A 24,542-nucleotide genomic window follows, 5' to 3' on the forward strand; every position below is an offset into this window, starting at 1 on the left:
TAGTCCTTTGTGTATTAATCCGCAATATTTGGGTTGAGCCATTTTTCTGCTTTGGCAAGAGAGATTCCTTTCCGCTCTGCATAATCCTTTACTTGGTCATCTTTGATCTTGCCTAATCCAAAATAGCGTGATTCTGGATGCGCGATGTAGTATCCAGAAACGCTTGCTGCCGGCCACATGGCAAGACTTTCTGTAAGCGTTACTCCTATTTTTTCTTCCACTTGCAATAATTCCCAGATCGTTTCTTTTTCTAAGTGGTCTGGACAAGCTGGATAACCTGGCGCAGGTCGTATGCCTTTGTAGGCTTCTTTGATCAAGTCATTGTTTTCCAACTGCTCGTCGCTGGCATAACCCCAGAATTCCTTACGTATTTTTAGGTGCAGATATTCGGCTAGCGCTTCGGCGAGTCGGTCAGCAAGGGCCTTGAGCATGATGGAATTATAGTCGTCATGATCTTTTTCAAATTGTTTTGCTCGTTCTGGAACGCCAAAACCTGTTGTCACACAAAAAGCCCCAATGTAATCCTGTGTTCCAGAAGCTGCCGGTGCGATAAAGTCAGATAGTGCTATTTGAGGCTTTCCAACCGCTTTTTTGGACTGCTGGCGTAAGGTTCTAAAAATATATTCAGCATCTGTTCCATGTACCTCAATATCATCCTGATCGTTGGAATTTGCTGGGAACAAACCGTAGAGCGCTTTGGCATCCAGCCATTTCTCATCAATGATCTGCTTCAACATTTCCTGTGCATCTGCGAACAAATCTGTAGCCTGCTCGCCCACGATTTCATCTTTCAAAATATCTGGATAACGACCGTGCAAATCCCAACTGCGGAAGAAGGGCGACCAGTCGATATATTCTGAAATTTCTTTGAGGTCCAAGTTTGTCAATTCGTGAACACCCAATTTGTTAGGCTTTACAGCCTGATAGGTATCCCAATCTGTGGTCCATTTATTTTTTCTGGCTTGTTCGATGGTTAGAAAATCTTTCTTTTTGGCTCTACCTAGAAACTCATCACGCAGTTTTGAATACTCCTCTTTTTTCGCTTTCGCGAAAGCGAAATAATCTTCGTCCTTATCGCCTGTCAATTCTCCAGCGACCGTTACCGCGCGGCTGGCATCGTTGACGTGAACGATCGTGCCATCATATTCTGGGGCAATTTTTACAGCGGTATGGGCTCTTGAAGTAGTCGCGCCACCTATCATGAGTGGCACATTGAAGTTGCGGCGCTTCATTTCTTTGGCGATATAGACCATCTCGTCCAGTGATGGAGTTATCAAACCACTCAGGCCGATGATATCGACTTGATGCTCGATCGCAGCATCCAGAATTTTCTCTGGCGGCACCATCACACCAAGATCAATAATCTCATAATTATTGCAGGCCAAAACTACCGAAACAATGTTCTTACCTATGTCGTGTACGTCGCCTTTTACGGTGGCCATTAATACCTTTGGGGCGCTAGCCCCTAAATCCCCAAAGGGGACTTTTTTGAGTTCGTTTTGAACTTCGTTCAAAACGGACTCAATGTTGTTGAGTACTTGTTCGTTTTTGAATCTGATCACTTTGAAGCCATGATCTTCCAACCATTCTGTTCTTTCTTGATCTTTTTCTTGTTGTTCGTAGTTTTCGTGGTAGCCTCCATCAATTTCTATGATTAGATTTTTCTTTAAGCAAACAAAATCGGCAATATACATACCTATAATATGCTCACGTCGGAACTTGTATCCCTCCAATTTTTTATTGCTCAAGGCTTCCCACATTTTAGCTTCAGCAGGAGTTGGATTTTTTCGCTTTTCTTTTACCCTTTTTCGCAACAAGTCGTAGGCGATTGGGTTGGCAGTACGCCAACTGGTAAAAGTCCCCTTTGGGGATTTAGGGGCTTGGAGTCTGAGTTTCTCTTTCTCTGCTTCAATATAGGGTAACAGATATGCCACGGCCTTTTTCATGACTCGAGCACTTTTCACCACTTGTGGCAAGAACATTTTACCCGAACCAAACAGATCACCCACGACATTCATACCTGTCATTAAATGACCTTCAATCACCTCGATGGGCGCGCTTGAGGCTTTTCGCGCTTCTTCTACATCTTCAATGATAAAAGCGTCCACTCCTTTTACTAAAGCTCTTGTGATTCTATCCTGTAATGGTAACTCTCGCCAGCTATTGTCAATGGTACTCGTGCGTGTGGTTTGCGTAACGTTTTCTGCATAATCCAGTAAACGCTCTGTAGCGTCATCACGGCGGTTGAGCAATACATCTTCTACATGATCGAGTAGCTCTTTATCAATATCATCATAGACTTCTAGCAATGCAGGATTCACGATTCCCATATTCATACCAGCCTTGATCGCATGGTACAAAAAGGCGCTGTGCATGGCTTCCCGCACTTTATCATTCCCACGAAAGCTAAAACTCACATTACTCACGCCACCACTAACACTAGCATATGGCAAGTTTTCACGCACCCATCGGGTCCCTTCAATAAAGTCCAAGGCATTAAGTTTATGCTCGTCCATTCCCGTAGCCACCGGAAAAATATTAAGGTCAAAGATGATGTCTTCTGGAGCGAACTTGACTTCATTAACCAAAATATCATAGCTGCGCTTGGCAATCTCGATGCGGCGTTCATAGGTGTCTGCTTGACCTACTTCATCAAAGGCCATGACAATCACGGCAGCGCCATAACGCTTGATAGCCTTGGCATGTTTTATAAATTCTTCTTCGCCTTCTTTTAAGCTTATAGAATTGACAACGCATTTGCCTTGTACCACTTGCAATCCAGCCTCAATAATTTCCCATTTGGAACTATCGATCATGATAGGCACTCTGGAAATATCAGGTTCTGCAGCGATCAGGTTGAGAAACTTGACCATGGCGGCTTTACCATCGATCAGGCCGTCGTCCATATTGATGTCAATGATCTGGGCACCGTTATCCACCTGGTCGCGAGCAACATCCAGCGCTTCATCAAACTTCTCTTCCTTAATAAGACGTAAGAATTTTTTGGAACCAGCAACATTGGTGCGCTCACCCACATTGACAAAGTTGCTTTCTGGAGTAATAACTAACGGCTCAAGGCCGCTTAGTTTTAGTGGTCTAAATTCTTTCTTATCCATGCGCCAAAGTTTGTAGGGATGGAATAATTCTAGGCTGATATTCGGCAGCTATTTTTGCAATAGCGGCAATGTGTTCTGGTGTGGTACCACAACAACCACCTATGATATTGACCAAAGATTTGTCGAGATATTCTCTAATTTGTGAAGCCATCTGTTCTGGCGACTCATCATATTCTCCAAAGGCGTTAGGCAATCCCGCATTGGGATATGCACTTATTCCATAATTGGACTTACTAGCTACAGTCTCTAAATAAGGTGTGAGTTGTTTGGCACCTAAGGCGCAATTGAAACCAAAAGACAACAGCGGTATATGCTCAATCGAAATCATAAAAGCCTCGGCTGTCTGACCACTTAAGGTTCTTCCAGAGGCATCTGTAATTGTGCCGCTTACCATGACTGGTATATCAAGATTAAGTTCTTCTTTCAATTCTTCAATGGCAAAAAGAGCAGCTTTAGCATTGAGTGTGTCAAAAACAGTTTCTACCAACAAAATATCCACGCCACCTTTGATCAATCCAGCTGCTTGTTGTTTGTAAGCTTTTCGTAACTCTTCAAATGTTATAGCGCGATAACCAGGATCGCTCACATCTGGCGACATGCTGGCGGTTTTGTTGGTCGGACCTATAGCGCCTGCAACAAACCTAGGTTTGTGTGGTTCTTTTGCTGTGAAATCGTCGGCTACTTTGCGGGCAATTCGAGCACTTTCAACGTTTAATTCATCCACCAAAAATTCCATGTGATAATCTGCCATGGCGATCGTAGTTGCACTAAACGTATTGGTCTCTACGATATCTGCTCCAGCCGCAAAGTATTGGGCATGGACACCAGCAATGGCCTCTGGCTGAGTGATGGACAGCAAATCATTGTTTCCTTTCACATCAGATGCGTAGTCTGCAAAGCGCTCGCCTCTAAAGTCTTCTTCTGTGAATTTATGCCGTTGCAACATGGTTCCCATGGCACCATCCAGTACGAGGATGCGTTCTTGCAATGCCTTATATAATGTCGTATTCTTCAATCTTTGTGTTTATGTGATCATGCTCACCTGCATTAAGTTTGATCCATAGCATGAGCTACAGATAAACTTGATGTTTGAGTTGGATATCGCTTTCGCGAAAGCGAAAACAAATCAAATATTAAAGAAAGATGTGCGGATAATTTGCTCGTTATCTTTCCACGCAATCGCATGGTAGAATGAGGCACCTTCTACAATCGTAGGGTTGCCAAGGTCTCAACGGGTCTAATCCCTGAACCTTTCTTTATAACTCAAAATGCAATGAACTAGTACAAATATGGGCTTTGGAAAATCAAAAACAAAATTAAAGTGAAAAATAAAATTGATTTTGTCTATAGTTTAGACTTCGACCTTGTGGCACCAGCCATTTTTTAAACTAGAGTGCCTCTTTTTTAAACTTTTCTGAAACGAATTGATTTCGACAGGCTCAGCCTGACGTAAAATTCACTATTCTTCAGGAGCCAATTCAATCACCAATCCTTCTAAATTTTCCGTAATCGGGATCTGGCAGCCTAGTCGGGAATTCTCTTTGACGTTTTGGGCTTCCCAAAGCATGGCTTCTTCATCATCATTGCGCTCACCTAAATCGTGATCACTGATGATGTAGCACTGACAGGTGGCGCACATGGCCATACCGCCGCAAACGGCTTGCACGGGTAAATCATAAGCCTTGCAGACTTCCATGACGTTCATGTTCATGTCTGTAGGCGCATCGACCTCGTGGCGCTGGCCATCGCGATCGATGATGGTCATTTTGATATCAGACATTCTGCTTATTGCCTATTTTTTTAACGACTGCTTTTTCGGCTTCCTTACGTGAACCATCGAATCCATCAATACCACCAACGGTTGTGTATTTCATCACATACCGTTTGTCTGGAAAGATGCGTTGATAAGCACTCTGACACATCAAAGTGGCCTCGTGAAAACCACAAAGGATCAATTTCAATTTACCAGGATAGGTGTTCACATCGCCTATGGCATAGATGCCTGGAATGTTGGTTTGGTAATCTAAAGTGTTGTCCACTTTAATAGCATTCTTTTCTATTTCCAGACCCCAATCTGCTATTGGGCCTAGTTTAGGCGCCAAACCAAATAACGGTATAAAAGCATCGCATTCGATTACTTCCATTCGTTTTGCCTCGTCGTTGTGTTGTAGGAGCACCGATTCCACTTTTCCATCGCCGTTGATATCTAAGATTTCCGCAGGTGTGACCAATCTTATTTTATCTTGTTGGACCAATTCCTCTACTTTCTCGACACTATCTAGCGCACCGCGGAATTCCTCTCGTCTATGAACCAGAGTTACTTCGCTAGCGACGTCTGCCAAAAATATAGACCAATCCAAAGCACTATCGCCACCACCGGCAATGACTACTTTTTTGTCGCGATAAACCTCAGGATCTTTGATCATATAAGCTAGACCGTTGTCCTCGTAATTTTCGATTCCATCAATGGCTGGTTTGCGAGGTTCAAACGATCCTAAACCACCAGCAATGGCGACTACTTTAGCATGGTGCTTAGTTCCTTTACTGGTCGTCACTATAAAGCTACCATCTTCTTGTTTTTCAATGGTTTCGGCGCGCTCTCCTAAGGTAAAACCAGGCTGGAACGGTTCGATTTGCTTCATGAGATTATCTACCAGATCACCAGCTAGAACTTCTGGAAAACCAGGAATATCATAGATGGGTTTTTTAGGGTACAATTCTGTACACTGACCACCAGGTTGGGCTAGTGCGTCTATGATATGACACTTCAGCTTTAACAATCCTGCTTCAAAAACCGCAAAAAGACCTGTAGGACCAGCGCCTATGATTAAAATATCTGTGGTAATCATCTCTTTCTCCATAGCAATAAATTTCCTTTTTAAGGAATTGCAAAGGTCGTTACCAAACGGCAGCTAAACAAGTGTTTATGATGATGGTTTTGACAGAGATAAGAATCAAGAAACAGGAAACAAGAGTTTGTAGTAATTGCTTAACTAAGACCTAATAAATCATTCGATGAACCCAACCGCAGCGGTATTTCTACTTTGTGGTTCGATCAAAATAAAACGACCTAATTCTTTAGATTGATCGTAGGTTATTGCTGGAATGGGTTTACTCAATTTAAGCTGAATCCTTGCAATGTCGTTGAGTTCCAGAAGCTCGACTTCCGTGATGTCCTGGCGGAAATCGGTAGACTTTTTGGAAAGGATGTGTTCCACACGACAAGTCATGCGCTGCGTTCCATATTGAAGATGGAATTTAGTGCGTGGACGTAATGGTGTGCTATCCATCCAGCAAATGGTCGCTTGAATGGTTTTGGTCAGCTCAAAATCTGCTGGCAATTGCGTCATTAAGACATCACCACGATCCACATTGACTTCATCTTTCAACGTCACACTGACTGAACTGCCTACTGGAGCCTCATCATAACTGTCGCCATTGAAATAAATACCATCAATCATACTTGTTTTCATTGATGGCAACACGGTAATCTCGTCACCAGTGGACAAGTGCGCGCCTTTGATGCGACCCGCAAAACCACGGTAATCGTGATATTCTTCGGTTTTAGGACGTATCACGTTTTGAACCTGTAAAAATCCTTGCGTGCTTTCTTCCACTGTATCGATCTTGGAAAGGATTTCAAGTATGGTACTTCCGGTGTACCAAGGCATTGCGCCTGATATATCTACAACATTTTCGCCTTTGAGCGCACTGACCGGCACAAAATGCACGGTTCGTTTTTCTAAGGGATGTTGATCCAGCAGTGATCTGAATTGTTGTTCCGCTTTCGCGAAAGCGGACTCTTCATAATCCACCAGATCCATTTTATTTACCGCAATGATCAAATGGCTGGTCTGCAACAAATGGTTGATATAAAAGTGGCGGAAGGTCTGCTCCACAACGCCTTTTCTAGCATCGATCAAGATGATGCTGGCCTTGCTGGTGCTGGCGCCCGTGATCATGTTGCGCGTGTATTCCACATGACCAGGCGAGTCTGCAATGATGTAACTGCGGTCTGGTGTCGAGAAATAGATGTGCGCCACGTCTATGGTGATTCCCTGCTCACGCTCTGCCACAAGACCATCAGTAGCCAGCGATAGGTCGAGGTAATCATATCCCTTTTTCTCGCTGCTCTTTTTGATGGCCTCAAGCTTATCTGTAGGCAGCGATTGCGTGTCATACAACAAACGGCCTATCAAAGTACTTTTCCCGTCATCCACGCTACCTGCGGTAGCAATCTTCAATACATCCATTAAAAATATCCTTGTTGCTTACGTGTTTCCATGGCAGCCTTGCTGCGCTTGTCGTCAATGCGTGCGCCACGTTCTGAAATGGTACTGCCGCTTATCTCTTCAATAACCGTATCAATGTCTATTGCCGTACTTGCGACCGCTGCAGTACACGACATGTCGCCTACGGTTCTAAAGCGCACCCATCGAGTTGCCACCTCTTCATGATCGTCGCGATACACATGAGGTGAATCGCTCCAGATCAAACCGTCACGCTCAAAAACAGATCGCTCGTGCGCATAATAAATAGATGGTATTTCTATTTTTTCGCTTCTTATATAGTTCCAAACGTCCAACTCTGTCCAGTTAGAAATAGGAAAACAACGCACATTCTGACCTAGCTCGATCATACCATTGAGCAAATCAAAAAGCTCAGGTCGTTGATTCTTTTCATCCCATTCACCAAAATCGTTGCGTACTGAAAAGATGCGCTCCTTGGCACGTGCCTTTTCCTCGTCACGTCTGGCGCCGCCCATGCAGGCGTCAAAGCCATGTTCTTCTATCGCATCCAGCAATGTTTGTGTCTGCAGTTGATTGCGACTTGAATAACGACCGGTTTCTTCCTTAACGATTCCTGCATCGATATTGTCCTGCACATGAGCCACGATTAGATCAAGATCATATCTGGCTACCAATTCATCTCTAAAGTCAATGGTTTCGGGAAAGTTGTGACCGGTATCTACATGCAATAATGGAAACGGAATCCTAGCTGGAAAAAAGGCCTTTCTGGCAAGATGCAACAGCGTGATACTGTCCTTACCGCCAGAAAACAACAGCACCGGTTTCTCAAACTGCGCGAGGACCTCGCGTATGATATAAATCGCCTCTGCCTCTAGTGCATTAAGTGGCAAAACTTTAGGCATGGAGACCGCATTCACGGTTCGATTCGACTTTTGTAGGGTCAAAATATCTGTGCTCATTTTGTAATTGGTGTTGTTGCAAGTAATCGTCCAGCTGCGCATCACTGTAGTGATAAAAAGGTGCTACCTTCAATATGCCGTCCTTGCTATAGGACAGTACATCTATGGAGTCCCTAAAACTGGTCTGTCCCGCGCGCAAGTTGGTAAACCAAACATCTGGGCGAAACTGCTCCATAGCTCGCTGGAATGGTTCTAGTTTTACTTGCTGGGTGAACTCTGCATGTATTGGATCATCTACGGTAGGCAAGCCCATCACTTCATTTCTATATGCGACGGTCTGTTGTGGTACAAAGGTGGTCACGTCCAGTTTTAAGGTATCGATCACATAAATAGCATGTCTGTAAGTTTGTGGCGTATTATATCCTGTATCGCACCAGATGACCGGTACAGTAGCATCTACGTTTGCCACAGCGTGCAATATTGCGACCTCGTAGGGTCTGAAGTTGGTAGTCACTACCGGTTTATGCGCTTGTTTTAATATAGTTGCAATGATTTTGCTGGGTTCCGCTTTCGCGAAAGCGGAATTATATTCTTGATAATTGTTTTGATCTATCATGGTCGTCTGCCGAATTTTATGCGGTTCCATACGCGCTCGTGAGCGACATACAGCACCATTTTAGTGATCAATTCTACACCACCGATGGCAAAAGCCGTGCGCACCTCACCAGTCAAGATCCATGAAATCAATATGGTATCCATCGTCCCTACAACGCGCCAGGTGATGGATTTGATCACGCTGCGCATCGTAGAATCCTGCGACATAGCTGCGCTCACATCCTGTATTTGCTCTTGCTTGCGCGAGGTGTATAAAAACTGATCTAAGATCATAAACCGATTTGAGCTACAAATAAACGACATAATCTTTAAACCCTATATATTTACTAGGGTAATAATCACTGTTTGAGATTGTGGCGCAATCAGTTTAATTACCGATCAAGTCGGCAAGAGTTTGATTTTCTAGTATTTCTAACGTGTTATCACGCACCTTGAGCATTAATCGATTGACGGTACAGGCATCCTCGTCCGGACAGTCCTCACATTTTTCATAATAATTAAGGCTTACACAAGGTAACATCGCAATGGGTCCTTCAAGAATACGGTGTACCGTGGACATCCTGATCTGTTCTGGTGGCTGCAGCAAATAATAGCCACCACCTTTTCCCTTACGACTGCCCAGGATGGAATTTTTACGCAGTTCTAAGAGAATCGCCTCAAGAAATTTATGCGGTATATTTTCTGCCTGTGCGATAGTAGCGATCGCAAAAGTGGTCTGACTTGAATTCCTGGCCAAAAACGATAAGGCCTTAATTCCATATTTTGTCTTTCTGGAAAGCATCCCGTAAAACTAATGGATTTACGACTCATTATAGGTTGTATATTTGAATCGTATATTTGTAGGAAATTACCGCATTTTCCTACTTGGAAATAATATCTAAATTTGTAGCGCATTTCAGATAACATGGTCATTATGATCAGCATCGTTTGATAATGATTATTTATGATTATAGCCTCAAAACCTGCTAATGAAAAGGAACGTCTCAACTCGTTGCGACGTCTTAAGATCCTAGATACTATATCTGAGGATCAATACGATAACATTACAGAGTTAGCGGCTTTTGTTTGCGGTACCAAGAATGCCATCATATCTCTTATTGATGAAGATCGACAATGGTTCAAGTCCAAAGTGGGCATCAATGTATGTGAAACGGATAGAGATATTAGCTTTTGTTCACATGCAATCAATCAGCCAGATGAGATTCTGGAAATCCCAGATACCACAAAGGATGAACGGTTTATAGGAAATCCGTTAGTCACTCATCCTGAAACTCCAACGATCTTTTATGCAGGTGTCCCCATATTAAGTGTTGATGGCTATGCCATAGGAACCCTATGTGTTCTACATGATGAACCCAAAGAACTTACCAGCAGCCAGCGCAAAGCTTTGAAAAACCTCGCCCGACAGGTAGAGCAGCTTTTTAAGTTGCACGTAGCGAATCAAGCACTGGAAATTTCACAGAAGCATCTTCAAAAGCATAACACGCTTTTAAAGGACTTTGCCGCTACGGTTTCTCATGATATGAAAATGCCGCTAGCTAATCTGATTGTAACTTCAGACATATTAAATAAGAAATACAGTGCTTTAATTGACGATGATGGTAGACAGTATTTAGGATACCTCAAAAAATCATCGTTGTCATTAAGTGATTACATCACAAATATTCTTTCGCATTACGAGAGCTCGTCACATGATATTGAAGATCGTACCACCTTCAATTTAAACGATGTGCTGGAAGACATCGTGGAATTGATCAACATCAAGCATCACTGTGAAATCAACTTACCTGAAGTGAATCACACGATTTACTGCAATCAAGTGGCGCTGGAACAAATCTTCCTCAATTTGATAAGCAATAGTATCAAATACAACGATAAGGAAGAAACTATCATAAACCTAGAAGCTGATATTCACTCGAGCCATTATGAGTTTAGGATCATCGATAACGGTATAGGAATACCACAAGATAAAATATCCTACATCTTTGAACTATTCAATACTGTAGGAGAATATGACCGCGATGGCAATCAAGGCCACGGCATAGGATTATCGACCGTTAAGCAATTGGTTGAAAGCCTAGGTGGCAGCATAACAGCAAAATCCGAATTAGGAGTTTCGACCACATTTACATTTACCATCGAGCGCTAATAGCTAGTTGACACAAAATTGTGGAACTGGCTGTTGCTTCAAGGATCTACCTATCTTAACGATATCAGACAACAAACCACGTGCGGTCACTTCGCGACCAGCACCAGCACCTTTGATGACTAGAGGCTCCTTGGTGTAGCTTTCAGAATAGATCTCAAAAAAACCATCGCTACCTTGTAATTGACCTGCAGGTGAATCTTTGGAAACGGCTTGAAGGGAAACCGTCAAGGTCTGGTTTCTCACATCCAGCTGCCCTAAATGTCGCAACACCTCATTAGGTTTCAGGTCATTTTTGCGCTGCTGCATCTGTTCGTCCAGTGAGGACAGCTCTGTTAAAAACTGATTTAGAGAATAGGTCTGTAGCTGCGGTACTACTAGATTTTCTATTTCAATGTCTTCAAACTCCAGTTTTAATCCAGCTTCACGGGCGAGAACCAAAAGTTTACGCGCCACGTCATTACCAGATAGGTCTTCTCTAGGATCAGGTTCTGTAAAGCCATTTTGGAGCGCATCCATTACCACTTGGGAAAATAGTACATCTTCTTGTGAATACCGATTGAATATATATCCCAACGAACCTGAAAAAACACCATTGATAGCAAAGACCTGCTCACCACTGTGATACAAATCTCTGACCGTTTGAACGATAGGTAACCCTGCACCTACATTGGTTTCATATTCAAATTTTAGGTTTTGACTGTTCAATATCGCACGCAATTGGTCATAAAACTCCTGTGATAAGGTATTGGCAATCTTATTAGCGGTGACTATGTGAAACCCTTGTCCTGCAATCTCTGGATAAAATTTAGAAAGTTCTTTACTGGCAGTAGCGTCTATAGCTATTTTAGGAACCTGATAGTCTTCAGAGAATTCGTAGAAGCTTTTCTCTTCCCTAACCTGAGAATGCTTTGAAAATTCATTTTTCCAATCTGCAGTAATGCCTTTTGATGTGGTGTAAACCCTGCGTGAATTGGCCAGACCTACAATGCGCAAGTTTAGGTGCTGTTGTTTTTTAAAAAATTCATGGCTTTCAAGAACTTGTTGTATGAGCTTACTGCCCACATTTCCTAAGCCGAAAATATAGAGGTGTATTGTTTTCATGTTGATGTTATTTATTGGTTTCCCAATGAAAATCATGCCCTAGGTGGCATCGACTTCCTTTAAATGGTGCCTCAGGATTTTGGAAACTATAAATTTGACCTGGTCGTGTTCCATCAAAAAGGCATCGTGACCGTGCAAGCTTTGAATCTCGTGGTATTTTATTTCGTGAGACTCCTTGAGTAATGCATACGTATCGCGATCTTCCTGTGCTACAAAAAACCCATCGCTGTCTACGGCAATCAATTCAATAGATGTGGTGGATCGTCCTACCATTTCTTCAATGGAATTATCGTAACAAGCAGCAGCATCTGTGCTGGCTAGAAGGTGATTCAATAATCGATATGCGGGTAAGCTAAATCTTTGATCCAAGGCTTTTCCATGATAATCCAACCAGTTGTTCACTGCAAATGAGCCCGCCACTTTTTCACGGTGAAATTTACTGGTCAATCCTTGCGGCGATCTATAAAAAGTCATAGCATGCTGTCTGGCGACTTCCAGCGGTGCACTGGATGTATTGAGAATGGAATCCTGTACGTGGCAACAAGCCACGAGCCAATCAGTTGCCTTCCAGTCTGCGGCAATAGGTATGATGGTTCTAAATAACTTTGGTTCAATGGCGATCATTTCCCACAACAAGGCGCCGCCTATACTGCCACCTATACCTATGTCGATGGTATGGATTTTTAAGCTTTGTATCGCTTTCGCGAAAGCGAGACCTACATCTGCCAGACACCATTCTTGATAGTTATAGATCAATCGATCCACATCACCATCATAACCATTACCAGGGATATCAAAAGCCAGCAATGTGAAACGGTCTGTGTCCAGCACCTTTCCAGCGCCCACCAGAGGTTCCCACCATTGATCAATACTGGAGTTTCCCGTCAAGGCGTGATTGACCAGAATAATGGGCGCGGTATGCAACTCACGCCCAAAAACCTGGTACGAAACACTAATATCCTGGACTTTACCTGACCTAAGCTTTAGGTCTGGAATAGATATGTATTGAAGCTTTTTTGACATCTAGGCCGTCACCGTGGATTTGATGCTCTTGAAAGCGTTAAGCAAATCAGACTTCAAATCTTCAAGATCCTCAAGTCCTACAGACAATCTGATCAAGTCCTTAGTCACACCAGTGCTCAATTGATCTTCATCTTTAAGTTGCTGGTGAGTAGTACTTGCCGGGTGAATGATGAGAGATTTTGTATCTCCTATGTTGGCTAGTAACGAGAATACCTTGGCGCTATCCACCACTTTCTTGGCATTTTCATAGCCACCTTTAACACCAAATGTAACGATACCACTTTGACCTTTTGGCAAGTATTCTTGAGCAAGATCGTAGTAATCGCTGGACTCGAGTCCTGGATAATTTACCCATGCCACATCGTCTTGCTCTTTAAGCCAGGTAGCCAGTTCAAGAGCGTTTTGACTATGTTGCTTGATACGCAGTTGCAAGGTTTCCAATCCTTGGATGATTTGCCATGCATTGAATGGTGAAATAGCGCCACCTAGATCGCGCAGGCCTTCTATTCTTACCTTGGCGATAAACGCCGCAGCTTCTAGAGCCTCGCTATAAACGAGTCCGTGATAACCTGCAGACGGCTCTGTAAATTCTGGGAATTTACCGTTAGTCCAGTCAAAGGTTCCTGCGTCAATGATGATACCACCTAGAGCCGTACCGTTACCATTGATGTACTTTGTCAAGGAGTGAATAACGATATTGGCACCATGCTCAATTGGATTTAACAAGTAAGGCGTTGCGACAGTATTGTCCACGATTAATGGGACTTTGGCATCTTTGGCCTGAGCGCTTATTTTTTTAAGATCGAGTACATCCAGTTTAGGATTTCCTAGAGATTCTACAAAAATGGCGCGTGTGTTTTCTTGTCTCGCTTTCGCGAAAGCATCGTCATCATTAGGATTCACAAATGTGGTTGTGATTCCCAGGCGTGGTAAGGTAACCGAAAGCAAATTGTAGGTGCCGCCATAAAGCGAATTACTCGCAACGATATGATCACCAGCTCTAAGCAGTGTCAATAAGGTAGTAGAGATCGCAGCCGTTCCAGAAGCTGTAGCAACTGCGGCGATGCCACCTTCAAGTGCAGCGAGGCGTTGTTCCAGCACATCAACGGTTGGGTTATTGAGCCTGGTGTAGATCCAGCCTGGTTCTGACAATGAAAAAAGGTTTGCAGCGTGATCGCTGTTATTGAATACATAAGCAGTGGATTGATACAATGGCACTGCTCGTGTACCTCCATTCTTTGTTACATCGTGACCGGTGTGTAATGCTTGGGTTGAAAATTTTTGATCTGACATTTTGTTTCTTTTTTAAATTAGAAATTAGATTAATGCCCAGAACCAATAGAAATACGAATTTGCCCTATCGCTTGCGCAATAAGGAAAAATCAAAAAAGAAACTTGTGGTAGTGTAACCTACTTACATGTGTATCATCTTGTCTCGCGAGATGCGAGCAGAAATTAGCACCTTCATCACTTATGGATCACATAAATGAAGGGTTGCTAAGGAGTCGATGGGTCTGTTCCCTCGTCCTTTCTTGATAATTTCAGTATGGTTATGAACGTGAATGTAAAGATTCAATAAATAAAATGGTTAATCCAAATTTTTAACAGATTATTTACCTACTAAATTACTAGGGTAATAAAAATACTATCCTTTTTCTTGTGAAAATTTACCCCTAATAACTTGACCTACAGTCATATTTGAAATTTTACTTTCCAGCCAGGAAATAATGTCGAGGTACAAAAAAGCACGGCGCTCAAATGGGTGATCTTCATAAACTTTAAGTTTTTCCAACAGCTTTTTAAACGCAGATTTCAAATCTTGAGGATAAATATTGCCTAAATCCCGTATAAATCTAATAAGCTCATTTTGCACCTCATGCAAGTCGTTCATCTTGATCAGGAACTTGTAGGTTTCCCTCAAATCTGCCTCGAGGTGTTCGTCTTTACCAGCTTCATAATGTGCAATGACACTCAAGATTCTGGAAAAACACAACAAGTCTTCTCGCATGGTCAATGATTTGTTATTGATGATTTTCTCCAGGTAATAAATGGTTTCAAGATTGTTCCCAGCACCAAAATGCATACTAGCAAACTTGTAATAGAAAACCATTTGATGGTGTTCATCAATCTTGCTTTTGAAAGATTTTAATTCCTTTTCAATCTTAGGAATCAAGAATAACCCATCACTAAAACTACCGTCAATAAAATAGGCATTTACCTTATTCAAGTTGAGGTATAAGAACGAGAGCGCAGCCACATTTTCATTGTCTGGGAAATTGCCGTCGTTGACGGTTTCTTCAAGTATGGCAAGCCTTTTATCAAATTTTTCCTTTCTTCTTAAAAAGAAAAGTGCCTCCAGTAAATAATTGTTTCCCTTTAGAAAAAACACAGGATTCAGCTGGATCATATTAGGATGCTCATAGAACAGCTCGACCCATTTTGTCGCATACTTATAGCAACTCAAAAAATCCTGCATCAGAAAACCGTACCATAAATAGGCCTTGTACAACCACAGTTTTTCTCTAAAACCTAAATCTGCGATGTCGTACTTGGGCAATCTTGCATTGAAGTATTCTGTGATTTGCTGGCTTTCTTCCTCGTCCTTGACATAACCTGTTTTGAGTAATAGTCCATAAAGCTGTAGTGAAAGATTGGACAATTTACTGGTAAGGACATTGGCAGTGCTCAACTCTTTGGCCTGTATGGAAAGCTGGTCTGCACGGTTGCTAATGCTTCTAGTGATATACTGTGATTCAATCACCTTTTCTAACTCGACGATCTCATAGGCCAGGTTTTTTTCTTCGTTGTTAAGAGCAAGTTCCTTGGCTTTATCCAGAATTTTCAATCCTTGATTATACAAGCCTTTGTGATAAAGTATAGAGGCAAAATCAAGCTGTTCCCTAATTTGTGATCGTATGTTTTGGTGCGCTGGATTGAGCTTGAGGCTTATCAATACTTGTTTGTAAAGGTGTGCTTTTACGTTTGCCAGTTGCCTCTTATTGATGTCGGTAGAGCTTAAGATCAGCTTTTCAGTGTACGTATTTGCCTTGTCCAAAACGTTGAAAAGATTCAAAAATTTTGAATCTGCATTCACACCCAATCTACCTACATAGAGTTTGAATTGGCGTTTTTCAGACTTAGTCAAAGACTTAATCAGTACAAATAAAGGGTCTTTTTGGTCCTTTGTCATCAATTAATTACTATTTCAACTTACAGTATTTCAGATAATTAGACATCCTAGATGTGGTTTGAACATCGTAGGTTGGGTTGTTTCGCTTTCGCGAAAGCGAAACACTAAAGATACATTAGTGTAACAATAGTAATATTTAAGTAGCCCAAATGTCAAAAAACAACGTTCAAATCTTTGATACGACTTTAAGAGACGGCGAGCAAGTTCCCGGTTGCAAGCTCAATACTGACCAGAAAGTACGCATCGCACAACGACTGGACGGTCTAGGTGTTGACGTGATCGAGGCTGGTTTCCCAGTATCAAGTCCTGGTGATTTCCAGTCTGTCGTTGAGATTTCAAAAATGGTTCAAAATGCTACCGTTTGCGGCCTTACCCGAGCGGTGGAAAACGACATCACAGTCGCAGCAGATGCTTTGAAGCATGCCGTAAAACCCAGGGTCCATACAGGAATTGGAACGTCAGATTCCCATATCAAACACAAGTTCAAGGCTTCCAGAGAGCAGATTATTGAACGCGCCTTTAAGGCCGTAAGCTATGCCAAATCATTTGTGGAAGACGTGGAATTCTATGCAGAAGATGCCGGAAGAACCGATAATGATTATCTAGCCAGAGTTTGCGAGGCCGCCATTAAGGCTGGTGCAACGGTGCTCAACATTCCAGACACAACTGGTTATTGCTTGCCTAGCGAGTATGGAGCGAAGATCAAATATCTAAAGGAAAACGTCAAAGGTATTGACAAAGCCATCCTTTCCGTTCACTGTCACAATGACTTGGGACTTGCCACGGCAAACTCTATTGAAGGTGTGATAAATGGTGCCAGACAAATTGAGTGCACCATAAATGGTATAGGCGAACGTGCTGGAAACACCGCGCTGGAAGAAGTCGTCATGGTGCTTAAACAGCATCCATACCTAGACCTAGATACGAATATCGACACACGACAACTGTTTGGAATTAGCCAGTTAGTCAGTGATAGCATGGGCATTTACACACAACCCAATAAAGCCATCGTAGGTGCCAATGCTTTTGCACACAGTTCAGGAATACATCAGGATGGTGTGATTAAAAATCGCGCAACCTATGAGATCATCGATCCTAAGGATGTAGGTGTAACTGAATCTGCCATAGTACTCACCGCACGTTCCGGACGAGCTGCCCTAGCCTACCGCGCTAAGATTGTGGGTTATGAGCTTACAAAACTGCAGCTGGATGTGGTGTATTCCAAGTTTTTGGAGTTTGCAGATCGCAAGAAAGAAATTAAGGATGATGACATCCATCAAATTATTGAGAAGAGTCACTTGTATAGAGAGATTATTTCTGCTTAATTATTTCTATTAAGTATTGATATAGATCTATTGATCAATTTCCCGCTTGCCTGCCGAATAGCTAGGAAAGAAGAAAACGAATAAAACCATTCATGAAAAAAACATTATTTGATAAAGTCTGGGACACCCATGTGGTGGACGCCATCGAGAATGGACCACAGATTTTATACATTGACAAACACTTGATTCACGAGGTGACCAGTCCGCAAGCTTTTAATGAATTAGAAGCCCGTAATATTCCTGTAGCGAGACCTGATCAAATCGTCGCCACGGCAGATCATAATACACCAACCCAAAACCAACATTTACCTGTTAAGGATGAACTGTCCAGAAACCAATTGAGACAATTGACAGAGAATTGTGCAAAGAACAATATCACTCTTTACGAACTAGGCCATAAATACAATGGAATCGTTCATATTATGGCTCCAGAACTGGGAATCACCCAGCCAGGAATGACGATCGTTTGCGGTGATTCACATACCTCAACGCATGGTGCCTTCGGCAGTATAGCTTTTGGGATTGGAACCAGTCAGGTAGCTCAAGTTTTTGCCAGTCAATGTTTGTTGTTGACCAAGCCAAAAAGCCTGCGCGTTACGGTGAACGGTGAGCTTAAAAAAGGAGTTTTGCCTAAGGATGTTATTCTCTATATCATCTCAAAATTGGGCACCAATGCAGGAACCGGATACTTCTGTGAATATGCTGGTGATGTGTTTAAAAATATGTCCATGGAAGGTCGCATGACCGTTTGTAATATGAGTATAGAAATGGGTGCTCGTGGCGGCATGATTGCTCCAGACCAAACGACTTTTGAGTATGTGAAAGGAAGAAAATTTGCACCACAAGGAGAAGAGTTTGAAAAAAAGGTAGCTTATTGGAAAACACTTCCCACTGATGATGATGCTGTTTTTCATAAAGAATATTTCTTTGATGCGGCAGACATAGAACCTATGTTGACCTATGGTACCAATCCAGGAATGGGAATCAAAGTCACTGAAACTATTCCAGATACGGATGATACTTCTTTTGAAAAATCCCTTGAATATATGGATTTCAAAAAAGGAGAGTCTTTGATAAACAAGCCCATTAACTATGTTTTTATAGGTAGCTGTACCAATTCAAGAATAGAAGACTTTAGGGTAGCTGCAAGTTTTATCAAGGGAAAACAAAAAGCCAGCAATGTAACAGCTTGGTTGGTTCCTGGAAGCAAACAGGTCGAATCCCAGATCATTGAAGAAGGCTTGAAAGATATTTTTGATGCTGCAGGCTTTGAACTGCGCCAGCCAGGTTGTAGCGCTTGCCTTGCCATGAATGATGACAAAATACCTCAAGGTGAATATTGTGTAAGTACTTCCAATAGAAATTTTGAGGGAAGACAAGGCCAAGGTAGTAGAACGATTCTAGCTAGCCCATTGTTAGCTGCTGCTACGGCTGTAGAAGGAAAGATTGTGGACTTTACAAAGATGATGAACTAATGGAGAAATTTGCAACACTTACCTCTCGAGCGATACCCCTTAAGATTGAAAATATTGATACTGACCAGATCATTCCTGCTCGTTTTTTGAAAGCGACCCATCGTGAAGGATTTGGTGAGAATGCTTTTAGAGACTGGCGTTTCAAAAAGGACGGATCTATTAATGAGAATTTTGCCTTGAACGATGACAGGTACGAAGGAAAAATCTTAGTAGCTGGAGATAACTTCGGTTGTGGCTCTAGTAGGGAACATGCCGCATGGGCATTGACTGACTATGGTTTCAAGGTGATCGTATCCAGCTATTTTGCAGATATTTTTAAAGGTAATGCCCTTAATAACGGTTTGTTGCCTATTCAGGTAACACCAGAATTCTTAAAAGTCCTGCTAGATACCATCACCGCAAATCCAGAAACATTATTACAAGTAAACCTAGAGAAGCAAACCATAAGTGTAGAAGGAACTTCCTTTCAAGAATTTTTTGATATCGATCCCTATAAAAAAACCTGTATGATTAATGGGTATGACGATATTGATTATTTACTGAGTAAAAAAGAGGTGATCGAACAATTTGAAAAAGAGAGACCATTTTAAAGAGTCATTGGTCATTAATAACTATTGAATGAATTTTTGAAGTCATTGCCCTAGCGAGCATCAAACGCTTATTATACATTATCAACAAGATTATATGAAATTAAATATTGCAGTTTTATCGGGAGACGGCATAGGACCCGAGGTTACAGCTCAAGCTGTAAAAGTGTTGAAAGCGATAGCGGTCGAGTTTGACCACCGGTTTGTGTTCAAGAACGCGGCTGTAGGCGCTACAGCCATCGATCAATTTAACGATCCGTTGCCTGAAAAAACTTTGGATCTTTGTAAATCTACAGACGCCATTCTATTTGGAGCCATAGGTCATCCCAAGTATGATTACGACCCTACTGCCAAAGTACGACCTGAACAAGGCCTACTCAAATTGCGCAAGGAACTAGGCCTATATGCCAACGTGCGACCTGTAAAGGCTTATGAAGCTTTGCTAGAAAAATCACCGTTGAAACGCGACATTATCGCGGGCACGGACATCTCTATCTACCGCGAGTTGACGGGTGGCATTTATTTTGGCGAAAAGCATTTGAGCGAGGACGGTAATCACGCCTCTGATTTGTGCGCTTATTCTCGCGAAGAAATTGAACGTATTGCCCATCAAGCTTTTAAAGCGGCCCAATCCAGACGCAATAAAGTGACGTTAGTAGACAAAGCCAATGTACTGGAAACATCAAGACTATGGAGACGTGTCGTTACAGAACTAGCCACCCAATATCCTGACGTACAACTGGATTTCCTTTTTGTGGACAATGCTGCGATGCAAATGATCTTGAATCCATCGCAGTTTGATGTGATTTTGACTGAAAACCTTTTTGGTGATGTCATTAGCGACGAGGCGAGCGTCATAGGCGGTTCCATTGGCCTTTTGGCCAGCGCATCCGTTGGTGATAAGTATGCCATGTTTGAACCTATTCACGGTTCCTATCCAGAAGGTGCTGGAAAAAACATCGCGAACCCTATTGCTTCCATATTGAGCGCTGCGATGTTGCTGGAACACTTTGATCTTCATAACGAAGCTGAATTGATTAAAATGGCTGTTGATCGATCTTTAGAACTTGGTATAACAACACCAGATTTAAATGATAACTACAACAACATTACCACCAGTAAAGTAGGTGACTTCATAGCAGATTTTATTGCACATCCCTACGATACCAATGCAAACTTCAACAACATTCACTTGGGTCAATCCACTATAATTTAAGGTCCCTAGATCTATGATTGAGAAAAGCGCCTTTTGGGGCGCTTTTTTTTGTTTGGGGAAAGTTCGCTTTCGCGAAAGCGAACTATTATCAAATTCTCAATAATTTAAATACCTAGTTTTACCGCATTGTGCAAACTTTCCATCACTTTGGTAAGAGATACTATTAATTATCGCAAAATTTGAAATCAAATTTGAAAACTGTTCTTTATTTTCAAAGCTTATGCTTTCGTTGATAACGTTAAAAAAATAGTTTTCAATATTACCCTCTGAATCAAAGTAGAATTTATGTACCACTGTAATAGTACTATCTGTGGTTTGCCATTGAAAGTCATTTTCATCCATAAAATCACCAATATTTTGATGTAGATCAACCCAGGCGGCTTTTACATCATCATAATCAGAGTTAGAAATTTCAGGATTTAGAAGATTTGGATGCGTCTCATCTAATTTCAACTTTCTATATTGGTTTAATTGTTGCTCGTCATCAAAATTGTATACAGATATCTTATTTGCCTTTGCATTTTCAATAGTATTCTTTGCCTTTTTTTCCCCACATCCAATGATTAATATTGAAAAGAAAAAAATGTAAGCCAGTTTTATTGAGATATTTAAGTTCATGCGTTTATAGTAATGAATTCAAATATAACTAAAAAATTAGTTAAACTAATCGTTTAGTTATATTTAAAGTATATAATCCGTACTCACAAAATTAGAACTTCTGGATTGCAGCAGTTCCTGTAGAATCGCATTGTTGGCCTCATTATCCTTTGAAGCTACAAAAGTTCGAATCGAGAACGAGCGTAATGCATCGTGAACACTCAAGGTAGCCACAGCACTGTCCTTTCTACCAGTAAATGGATACACATCTGGACCACGCTGGCAGGAACTATTTAGATTCACACGGCAAACTAGGTTCACCAATGTATCAATCAATGGCGCTAGCGTCTTAATGTCCTGACCAAATAAACTGACCTGTTGCCCGTAATTGGAAGCTGCCATATCATCCAACGGCTCATCAATGTCCTTGAATGAAACTACTGGAATCACTGGCCCAAATTGCTCTTCTTGAAAAACGCGCATGTCCTTAGTTACTGGATATAGCACGGCAGGGAAAATGTAGTTCTCGGTGGTTTGTCCACCTTTTTTATTAATGATTTTGGCTCCTTTGTTTGTCGCATCATCGATCAATTCTTGTATGTAAGCTGGCTTGTCTGGTTCTGGCAAAGGAGTTAATTTGACGCCACTTTCCCATGGATTCCCAAACTTCAAGGCATCTACTTTAGCCGCAAACCTTTTGTTAAACTCCTCAACAATATCTTCATGAACATAAAGAATCTTGAGTGCGGTACAACGTTGACCATTAAAGGATGTAGCACCTGCGATACATTCCTCAATAGCAAGATCTAAGTTGGCATCCTTTAAAACGATAGCGGGATTTTTGGCTTCCAACCCTAATACGAGTCTAAGTCGGTTACTCTTAGGATGTTGGTTTTGTAGTGCATTGGCGCTTTTGCTGTTACCAATCAATGCCAGCACATCCACTTTTCCTGATTGCATGATGGGCGATGCCACTACTCTACCACGCCCGTAAATGATGTTGACCACGCCCGCTGGAAAGCTGGATCTAAATGCTTCCAGCAAAGGTGATATAAGTAACACACCATGCTTGGCAGGCTTAAAAATGGCCGTGTTTCCCATAATCAATGCAGGAATCAATAATGCGAAGGTTTCATTTAATGGGTAATTATAAGGTCCCAAACACAAGACAACACCTAGTGGTCCACGTCTTATGTGGGCATTGACACCGTCGTGCTTTTGAAACTTGGCACTGTCTCGATCCATTTGTTTGTAGTCTTCAATGGTATCATATATGTAATCTACGGTACGATCAAATTCCTTTTCAGAATCAGGAAGGTTCTTACCTATTTCCCACATAAGCAGATTTACAACCTCATCGCGCTTTGTTTTCATTTGTGCCACAAACTTTTCCATGCAGTTGATGCGATCCACTACTTTCATGGTAGGCCACAAACCTTTCCCTTTATCATATGCCACCACTGCGGCATCAAGTGCGTCCAAAGCTTCCTTTTCTCCTAATGTAGGAATCGTACCTAATAACGTAGGTTCATAGTTATCTGTAGACGATATGGTAGAATATACCTCAGAAACTTCGCCTTGCCATTCTATAAGTTGACCGCCTACCAAATAACTGTTTTGGTGCAGCTGTGACGTGATTTGAAATTGTTGTGGTATTGTTGTTTGGCTCATTGGTTAGGTTTTAAATATTGAAGATAACACCTCATTATTCATACAGTTTTACGCTGATGTTATATCAAACCAAAAACTCGAATAAGGTTGGGTTATCATTGATGTAGTCCCCATAAAAATGGAGTGCTTTCATTCGCTCTAGGAGTGAATCAAAATCTTCGGTAGATTTGAGTTCAATGCCTACTACGGCACTTCCATTAATGCGATTGGTTTTTTTAGTGTACTCAAAATGAGTGATGTCATCATTGGGACCTAGTACTTTTTCAACAAATTCTCGTAAAGCACCAGCTCGTTGCGGGAATCGCACGATAAAATAATGTTTGAGTTGTGATTGCAGTAAAGCACGCTCTTTAATCTCTGCCGTTCTAGTGATATCATTATTGCTACCGCTTACCACGCAGACCACGTTCTTGCCTTTAATCTCGTCCCGCAATTGTTCCAATGCGGTGATGCTCATAGCGCCTGCAGGCTCTACTACAATAGCTTGTTGATTGTATAGATCTAAAATCGTCTGGCAAATAGCACCTTCTGGAACGTTGATAACACGTTCCAGGTTTCTTTGACAAATTTCAAAGTTGCGTTCACCAACTCTTTTAACAGCGGCACCATCCACAAAGCTTTCTATGTTATCCAGTGTAGTGTTTTGTCTATTAAAAATGGAAGTACCCATGGAAGGTGCTCCTGTAGGTTCTACACCTATGATTTTGGTAGCTGGTGAAAGCTCTTTAAATACCGCAGAAACACCAGCTGATAAACCACCACCACCTATAGGCATGATCAGGTAATCAATATCCACTGCAGTCTGTTCCATAATTTCAAGTCCTACGGTCGCTTGACCTTCAATCACCTTTTCATCATCAAAAGGATGGATAAAACATTTGCCTTGCTTCTCATTTTCTGCGACTGCAGCGGCGTATGCATCATCAAATGTATCACCGTGCAGGATCACATCGACAAACCTACCGCCATGCATCTTTACCTGATCAATTTTTTGAACTGGTGTGGGCGACGGCATGTAGATCGTTCCATGAATTTGCAACACTTTGCAAGACATTGCCACACCTTGCGCATGGTTTCCCGCACTTGCACAGACAATCCCATTAGGACGTTGGTCTTCCCTTAAGGTAGAAATCTTGTTGTAGGCACCTCTTATTTTATAGGAACGTACCGTTTGCAGATCTTCTCTCTTAAAGTACACCTGGCAACCATACTTGTTGGAATACAATTCATTCAATTGTAGTGGCGTCAAGGAAGCCACGTCCTGTAAACGGTTTGCGGCAGCCTTGATGTCCTCCATTTTTGGATAATACACCTGCGTTTCAATCATC

21 protein-coding genes and 2 riboswitches are annotated in these 24,542 nt (G+C 42.0%); of the genes, 5 read left to right on the plus strand and 16 right to left on the minus strand.

Going from position 1 to position 24,542, the window contains the following annotated elements:
- Nucleotides 1–14: 14 nt before the first annotated feature.
- From BST86_RS09790 to BST86_RS09830, 9 genes are all read right to left on the minus strand, one after another.
- Complete coding sequence (locus tag BST86_RS09790) at nt 15–3,116, minus strand: vitamin B12 dependent-methionine synthase activation domain-containing protein (RefSeq protein WP_105983095.1); 3,102 nt, start codon at nt 3,114–3,116, stop codon at nt 15–17.
- The gene (locus BST86_RS09795) at nt 3,109–4,131 is read right to left on the minus strand and encodes a homocysteine S-methyltransferase family protein (RefSeq protein WP_172443344.1); all 1,023 of its coding nucleotides are present in this window, start codon (nt 4,129–4,131) and stop codon (nt 3,109–3,111) included. The genes BST86_RS09790 and BST86_RS09795 overlap by 8 nt, the downstream gene beginning before the upstream one ends.
- 145 nt (nt 4,132–4,276) lie before the next feature.
- Nucleotides 4,277–4,381, minus strand: a riboswitch (SAM riboswitch).
- A 194-nt stretch (nt 4,382–4,575) separates the two neighbouring features.
- Nucleotides 4,576–4,896 carry a 2Fe-2S iron-sulfur cluster-binding protein gene (locus tag BST86_RS09800; RefSeq protein ID WP_105983096.1) on the minus strand — a complete coding sequence of 107 codons (321 nt, stop codon included), beginning with the start codon at nt 4,894–4,896 and terminating at the stop codon, nt 4,576–4,578.
- A complete protein-coding gene (locus tag BST86_RS09805) occupies nt 4,889–5,965 on the minus strand; it encodes an NAD(P)/FAD-dependent oxidoreductase (RefSeq protein WP_105983997.1) in 1,077 nt (358 codons plus the stop codon). Before BST86_RS09805 ends, BST86_RS09800 begins: the two co-directional genes overlap by 8 nt.
- Before the next feature lie 159 nt (nt 5,966–6,124).
- Complete coding sequence (locus BST86_RS09810) at nt 6,125–7,369, minus strand: sulfate adenylyltransferase subunit 1 (RefSeq protein ID WP_105983097.1); 1,245 nt, start codon at nt 7,367–7,369, stop codon at nt 6,125–6,127.
- The gene (gene cysD / locus BST86_RS09815) at nt 7,369–8,268 is read right to left on the minus strand and encodes a sulfate adenylyltransferase subunit CysD (protein WP_242446561.1); all 900 of its coding nucleotides are present in this window, start codon (nt 8,266–8,268) and stop codon (nt 7,369–7,371) included. The genes BST86_RS09810 and cysD overlap by 1 nt, the downstream gene beginning before the upstream one ends.
- Complete coding sequence (locus BST86_RS09820; RefSeq protein ID WP_105983099.1) at nt 8,261–8,881, minus strand: phosphoadenosine phosphosulfate reductase domain-containing protein; 621 nt, start codon at nt 8,879–8,881, stop codon at nt 8,261–8,263. Before BST86_RS09820 ends, cysD begins: the two co-directional genes overlap by 8 nt.
- Entirely contained in the window at nt 8,878–9,153 is a 276-nt protein-coding gene (locus BST86_RS09825; protein ID WP_105983100.1) for a DUF2061 domain-containing protein, read from the minus strand. The genes BST86_RS09820 and BST86_RS09825 overlap by 4 nt, the downstream gene beginning before the upstream one ends.
- A gap of 94 nt (nt 9,154–9,247) precedes the next feature.
- A complete protein-coding gene (locus tag BST86_RS09830; protein ID WP_105983101.1) occupies nt 9,248–9,661 on the minus strand; it encodes an RrF2 family transcriptional regulator in 414 nt (137 codons plus the stop codon).
- Nucleotides 9,662–9,823: 162 nt separating this feature from the next.
- Here BST86_RS09830 and BST86_RS09835 point away from each other — a divergent pair, with 162 nt between their 5' ends.
- Nucleotides 9,824–11,029, plus strand: coding sequence for a sensor histidine kinase (locus BST86_RS09835; RefSeq protein ID WP_105983102.1), 1,206 nt, complete (start codon nt 9,824–9,826; stop codon nt 11,027–11,029).
- A gap of 3 nt (nt 11,030–11,032) precedes the next feature.
- Here BST86_RS09835 and BST86_RS09840 read toward each other — a convergent pair whose 3' ends face one another.
- The 4 genes from BST86_RS09840 to BST86_RS09855 all read right to left on the minus strand — a co-directional run bounded on the left by BST86_RS09840 (nt 11,033) and on the right by BST86_RS09855 (nt 16,343).
- Entirely contained in the window at nt 11,033–12,130 is a 1,098-nt protein-coding gene (locus BST86_RS09840) for a homoserine dehydrogenase family protein (protein WP_242446507.1), read from the minus strand.
- A gap of 39 nt (nt 12,131–12,169) precedes the next feature.
- Nucleotides 12,170–13,153, minus strand: coding sequence for an alpha/beta fold hydrolase (locus tag BST86_RS09845; RefSeq protein WP_105983104.1), 984 nt, complete (start codon nt 13,151–13,153; stop codon nt 12,170–12,172).
- Nucleotides 13,154–14,446 carry an O-acetylhomoserine aminocarboxypropyltransferase/cysteine synthase family protein gene (locus BST86_RS09850; RefSeq protein WP_105983105.1) on the minus strand — a complete coding sequence of 431 codons (1,293 nt, stop codon included), beginning with the start codon at nt 14,444–14,446 and terminating at the stop codon, nt 13,154–13,156.
- 129 nt (nt 14,447–14,575) lie between these two features.
- Nucleotides 14,576–14,695: riboswitch (SAM riboswitch) on the minus strand.
- 103 nt (nt 14,696–14,798) lie between these two features.
- Complete coding sequence (locus tag BST86_RS09855; RefSeq protein ID WP_105983106.1) at nt 14,799–16,343, minus strand: hypothetical protein; 1,545 nt, start codon at nt 16,341–16,343, stop codon at nt 14,799–14,801.
- Nucleotides 16,344–16,492: 149 nt separating this feature from the next.
- Here BST86_RS09855 and BST86_RS09860 point away from each other — a divergent pair, with 149 nt between their 5' ends.
- The 4 genes from BST86_RS09860 to leuB all read left to right on the plus strand — a co-directional run bounded on the left by BST86_RS09860 (nt 16,493) and on the right by leuB (nt 20,946).
- Nucleotides 16,493–17,668 (plus strand): 2-isopropylmalate synthase, encoded by a 1,176-nt coding sequence (locus BST86_RS09860; RefSeq protein ID WP_105983107.1) that lies wholly within the window; start codon nt 16,493–16,495, stop codon nt 17,666–17,668.
- Nucleotides 17,669–17,760: 92 nt separating this feature from the next.
- A complete protein-coding gene (leuC, locus tag BST86_RS09865; RefSeq protein WP_105983108.1) occupies nt 17,761–19,143 on the plus strand; it encodes a 3-isopropylmalate dehydratase large subunit in 1,383 nt (460 codons plus the stop codon).
- Entirely contained in the window at nt 19,143–19,733 is a 591-nt protein-coding gene (gene leuD / locus BST86_RS09870; RefSeq protein WP_105983109.1) for a 3-isopropylmalate dehydratase small subunit, read from the plus strand. The genes leuC and leuD overlap by 1 nt, the downstream gene beginning before the upstream one ends.
- 94 nt (nt 19,734–19,827) lie before the next feature.
- The gene (gene leuB / locus BST86_RS09875) at nt 19,828–20,946 is read left to right on the plus strand and encodes a 3-isopropylmalate dehydrogenase (protein WP_105983110.1); all 1,119 of its coding nucleotides are present in this window, start codon (nt 19,828–19,830) and stop codon (nt 20,944–20,946) included.
- Nucleotides 20,947–21,042: 96 nt separating this feature from the next.
- On the opposite strand, the gene BST86_RS09880 is transcribed toward leuB, so the two are convergent.
- The 3 genes from BST86_RS09880 to ilvA form a co-directional block, all read right to left on the minus strand.
- Nucleotides 21,043–21,564 carry a hypothetical protein gene (locus tag BST86_RS09880; RefSeq protein ID WP_105983111.1) on the minus strand — a complete coding sequence of 174 codons (522 nt, stop codon included), beginning with the start codon at nt 21,562–21,564 and terminating at the stop codon, nt 21,043–21,045.
- Nucleotides 21,565–21,627: 63 nt separating this feature from the next.
- Nucleotides 21,628–23,214 carry an NADP-dependent glyceraldehyde-3-phosphate dehydrogenase gene (locus BST86_RS09885; protein WP_105983112.1) on the minus strand — a complete coding sequence of 529 codons (1,587 nt, stop codon included), beginning with the start codon at nt 23,212–23,214 and terminating at the stop codon, nt 21,628–21,630.
- 64 nt (nt 23,215–23,278) lie between these two features.
- Nucleotides 23,279–24,541, minus strand: coding sequence for a threonine ammonia-lyase IlvA (gene ilvA, locus BST86_RS09890; RefSeq protein ID WP_105983113.1), 1,263 nt, complete (start codon nt 24,539–24,541; stop codon nt 23,279–23,281).
- Between the last annotated feature and the right edge of the window lies 1 nt (nt 24,542).

Origin of the sequence: Nonlabens agnitus (assembly GCF_002994045.1) — a bacterium.
Lineage (GTDB): Bacteria > Bacteroidota > Bacteroidia > Flavobacteriales > Flavobacteriaceae > Nonlabens > Nonlabens agnitus.

Coding starts and splice junctions, on each gene's coding strand:
- BST86_RS09790 (WP_105983095.1), bottom strand. CDS start 3,116: ATGGATAAGAAAGAATTTAGACCACTAAAACTAAGCGGCCTTGAGCCG.
- BST86_RS09800 (WP_105983096.1), bottom strand. CDS start 4,896: ATGTCTGATATCAAAATGACCATCATCGATCGCGATGGCCAGCGCCAC.
- BST86_RS09805 (WP_105983997.1), bottom strand. CDS start 5,965: ATGATTACCACAGATATTTTAATCATAGGCGCTGGTCCTACAGGTCTT.
- BST86_RS09810 (WP_105983097.1), bottom strand. CDS start 7,369: ATGGATGTATTGAAGATTGCTACCGCAGGTAGCGTGGATGACGGGAAA.
- cysD (WP_242446561.1), bottom strand. CDS start 8,268: ATGCCTAAAGTTTTGCCACTTAATGCACTAGAGGCAGAGGCGATTTAT.
- BST86_RS09820 (WP_105983099.1), bottom strand. CDS start 8,881: ATGATAGATCAAAACAATTATCAAGAATATAATTCCGCTTTCGCGAAA.
- BST86_RS09825 (WP_105983100.1), bottom strand. CDS start 9,153: ATGATCTTAGATCAGTTTTTATACACCTCGCGCAAGCAAGAGCAAATA.
- BST86_RS09830 (WP_105983101.1), bottom strand. CDS start 9,661: ATGCTTTCCAGAAAGACAAAATATGGAATTAAGGCCTTATCGTTTTTG.
- BST86_RS09835 (WP_105983102.1), top strand. CDS start 9,824: ATGATTATAGCCTCAAAACCTGCTAATGAAAAGGAACGTCTCAACTCG.
- BST86_RS09840 (WP_242446507.1), bottom strand. CDS start 12,130: ATGAAAACAATACACCTCTATATTTTCGGCTTAGGAAATGTGGGCAGT.
- BST86_RS09845 (WP_105983104.1), bottom strand. CDS start 13,153: ATGTCAAAAAAGCTTCAATACATATCTATTCCAGACCTAAAGCTTAGG.
- BST86_RS09850 (WP_105983105.1), bottom strand. CDS start 14,446: ATGTCAGATCAAAAATTTTCAACCCAAGCATTACACACCGGTCACGAT.
- BST86_RS09855 (WP_105983106.1), bottom strand. CDS start 16,343: ATGACAAAGGACCAAAAAGACCCTTTATTTGTACTGATTAAGTCTTTG.
- BST86_RS09860 (WP_105983107.1), top strand. CDS start 16,493: ATGTCAAAAAACAACGTTCAAATCTTTGATACGACTTTAAGAGACGGC.
- leuC (WP_105983108.1), top strand. CDS start 17,761: ATGAAAAAAACATTATTTGATAAAGTCTGGGACACCCATGTGGTGGAC.
- leuD (WP_105983109.1), top strand. CDS start 19,143: ATGGAGAAATTTGCAACACTTACCTCTCGAGCGATACCCCTTAAGATT.
- leuB (WP_105983110.1), top strand. CDS start 19,828: ATGAAATTAAATATTGCAGTTTTATCGGGAGACGGCATAGGACCCGAG.
- BST86_RS09880 (WP_105983111.1), bottom strand. CDS start 21,564: ATGAACTTAAATATCTCAATAAAACTGGCTTACATTTTTTTCTTTTCA.
- BST86_RS09885 (WP_105983112.1), bottom strand. CDS start 23,214: ATGAGCCAAACAACAATACCACAACAATTTCAAATCACGTCACAGCTG.
- ilvA (WP_105983113.1), bottom strand. CDS start 24,541: ATGATTGAAACGCAGGTGTATTATCCAAAAATGGAGGACATCAAGGCT.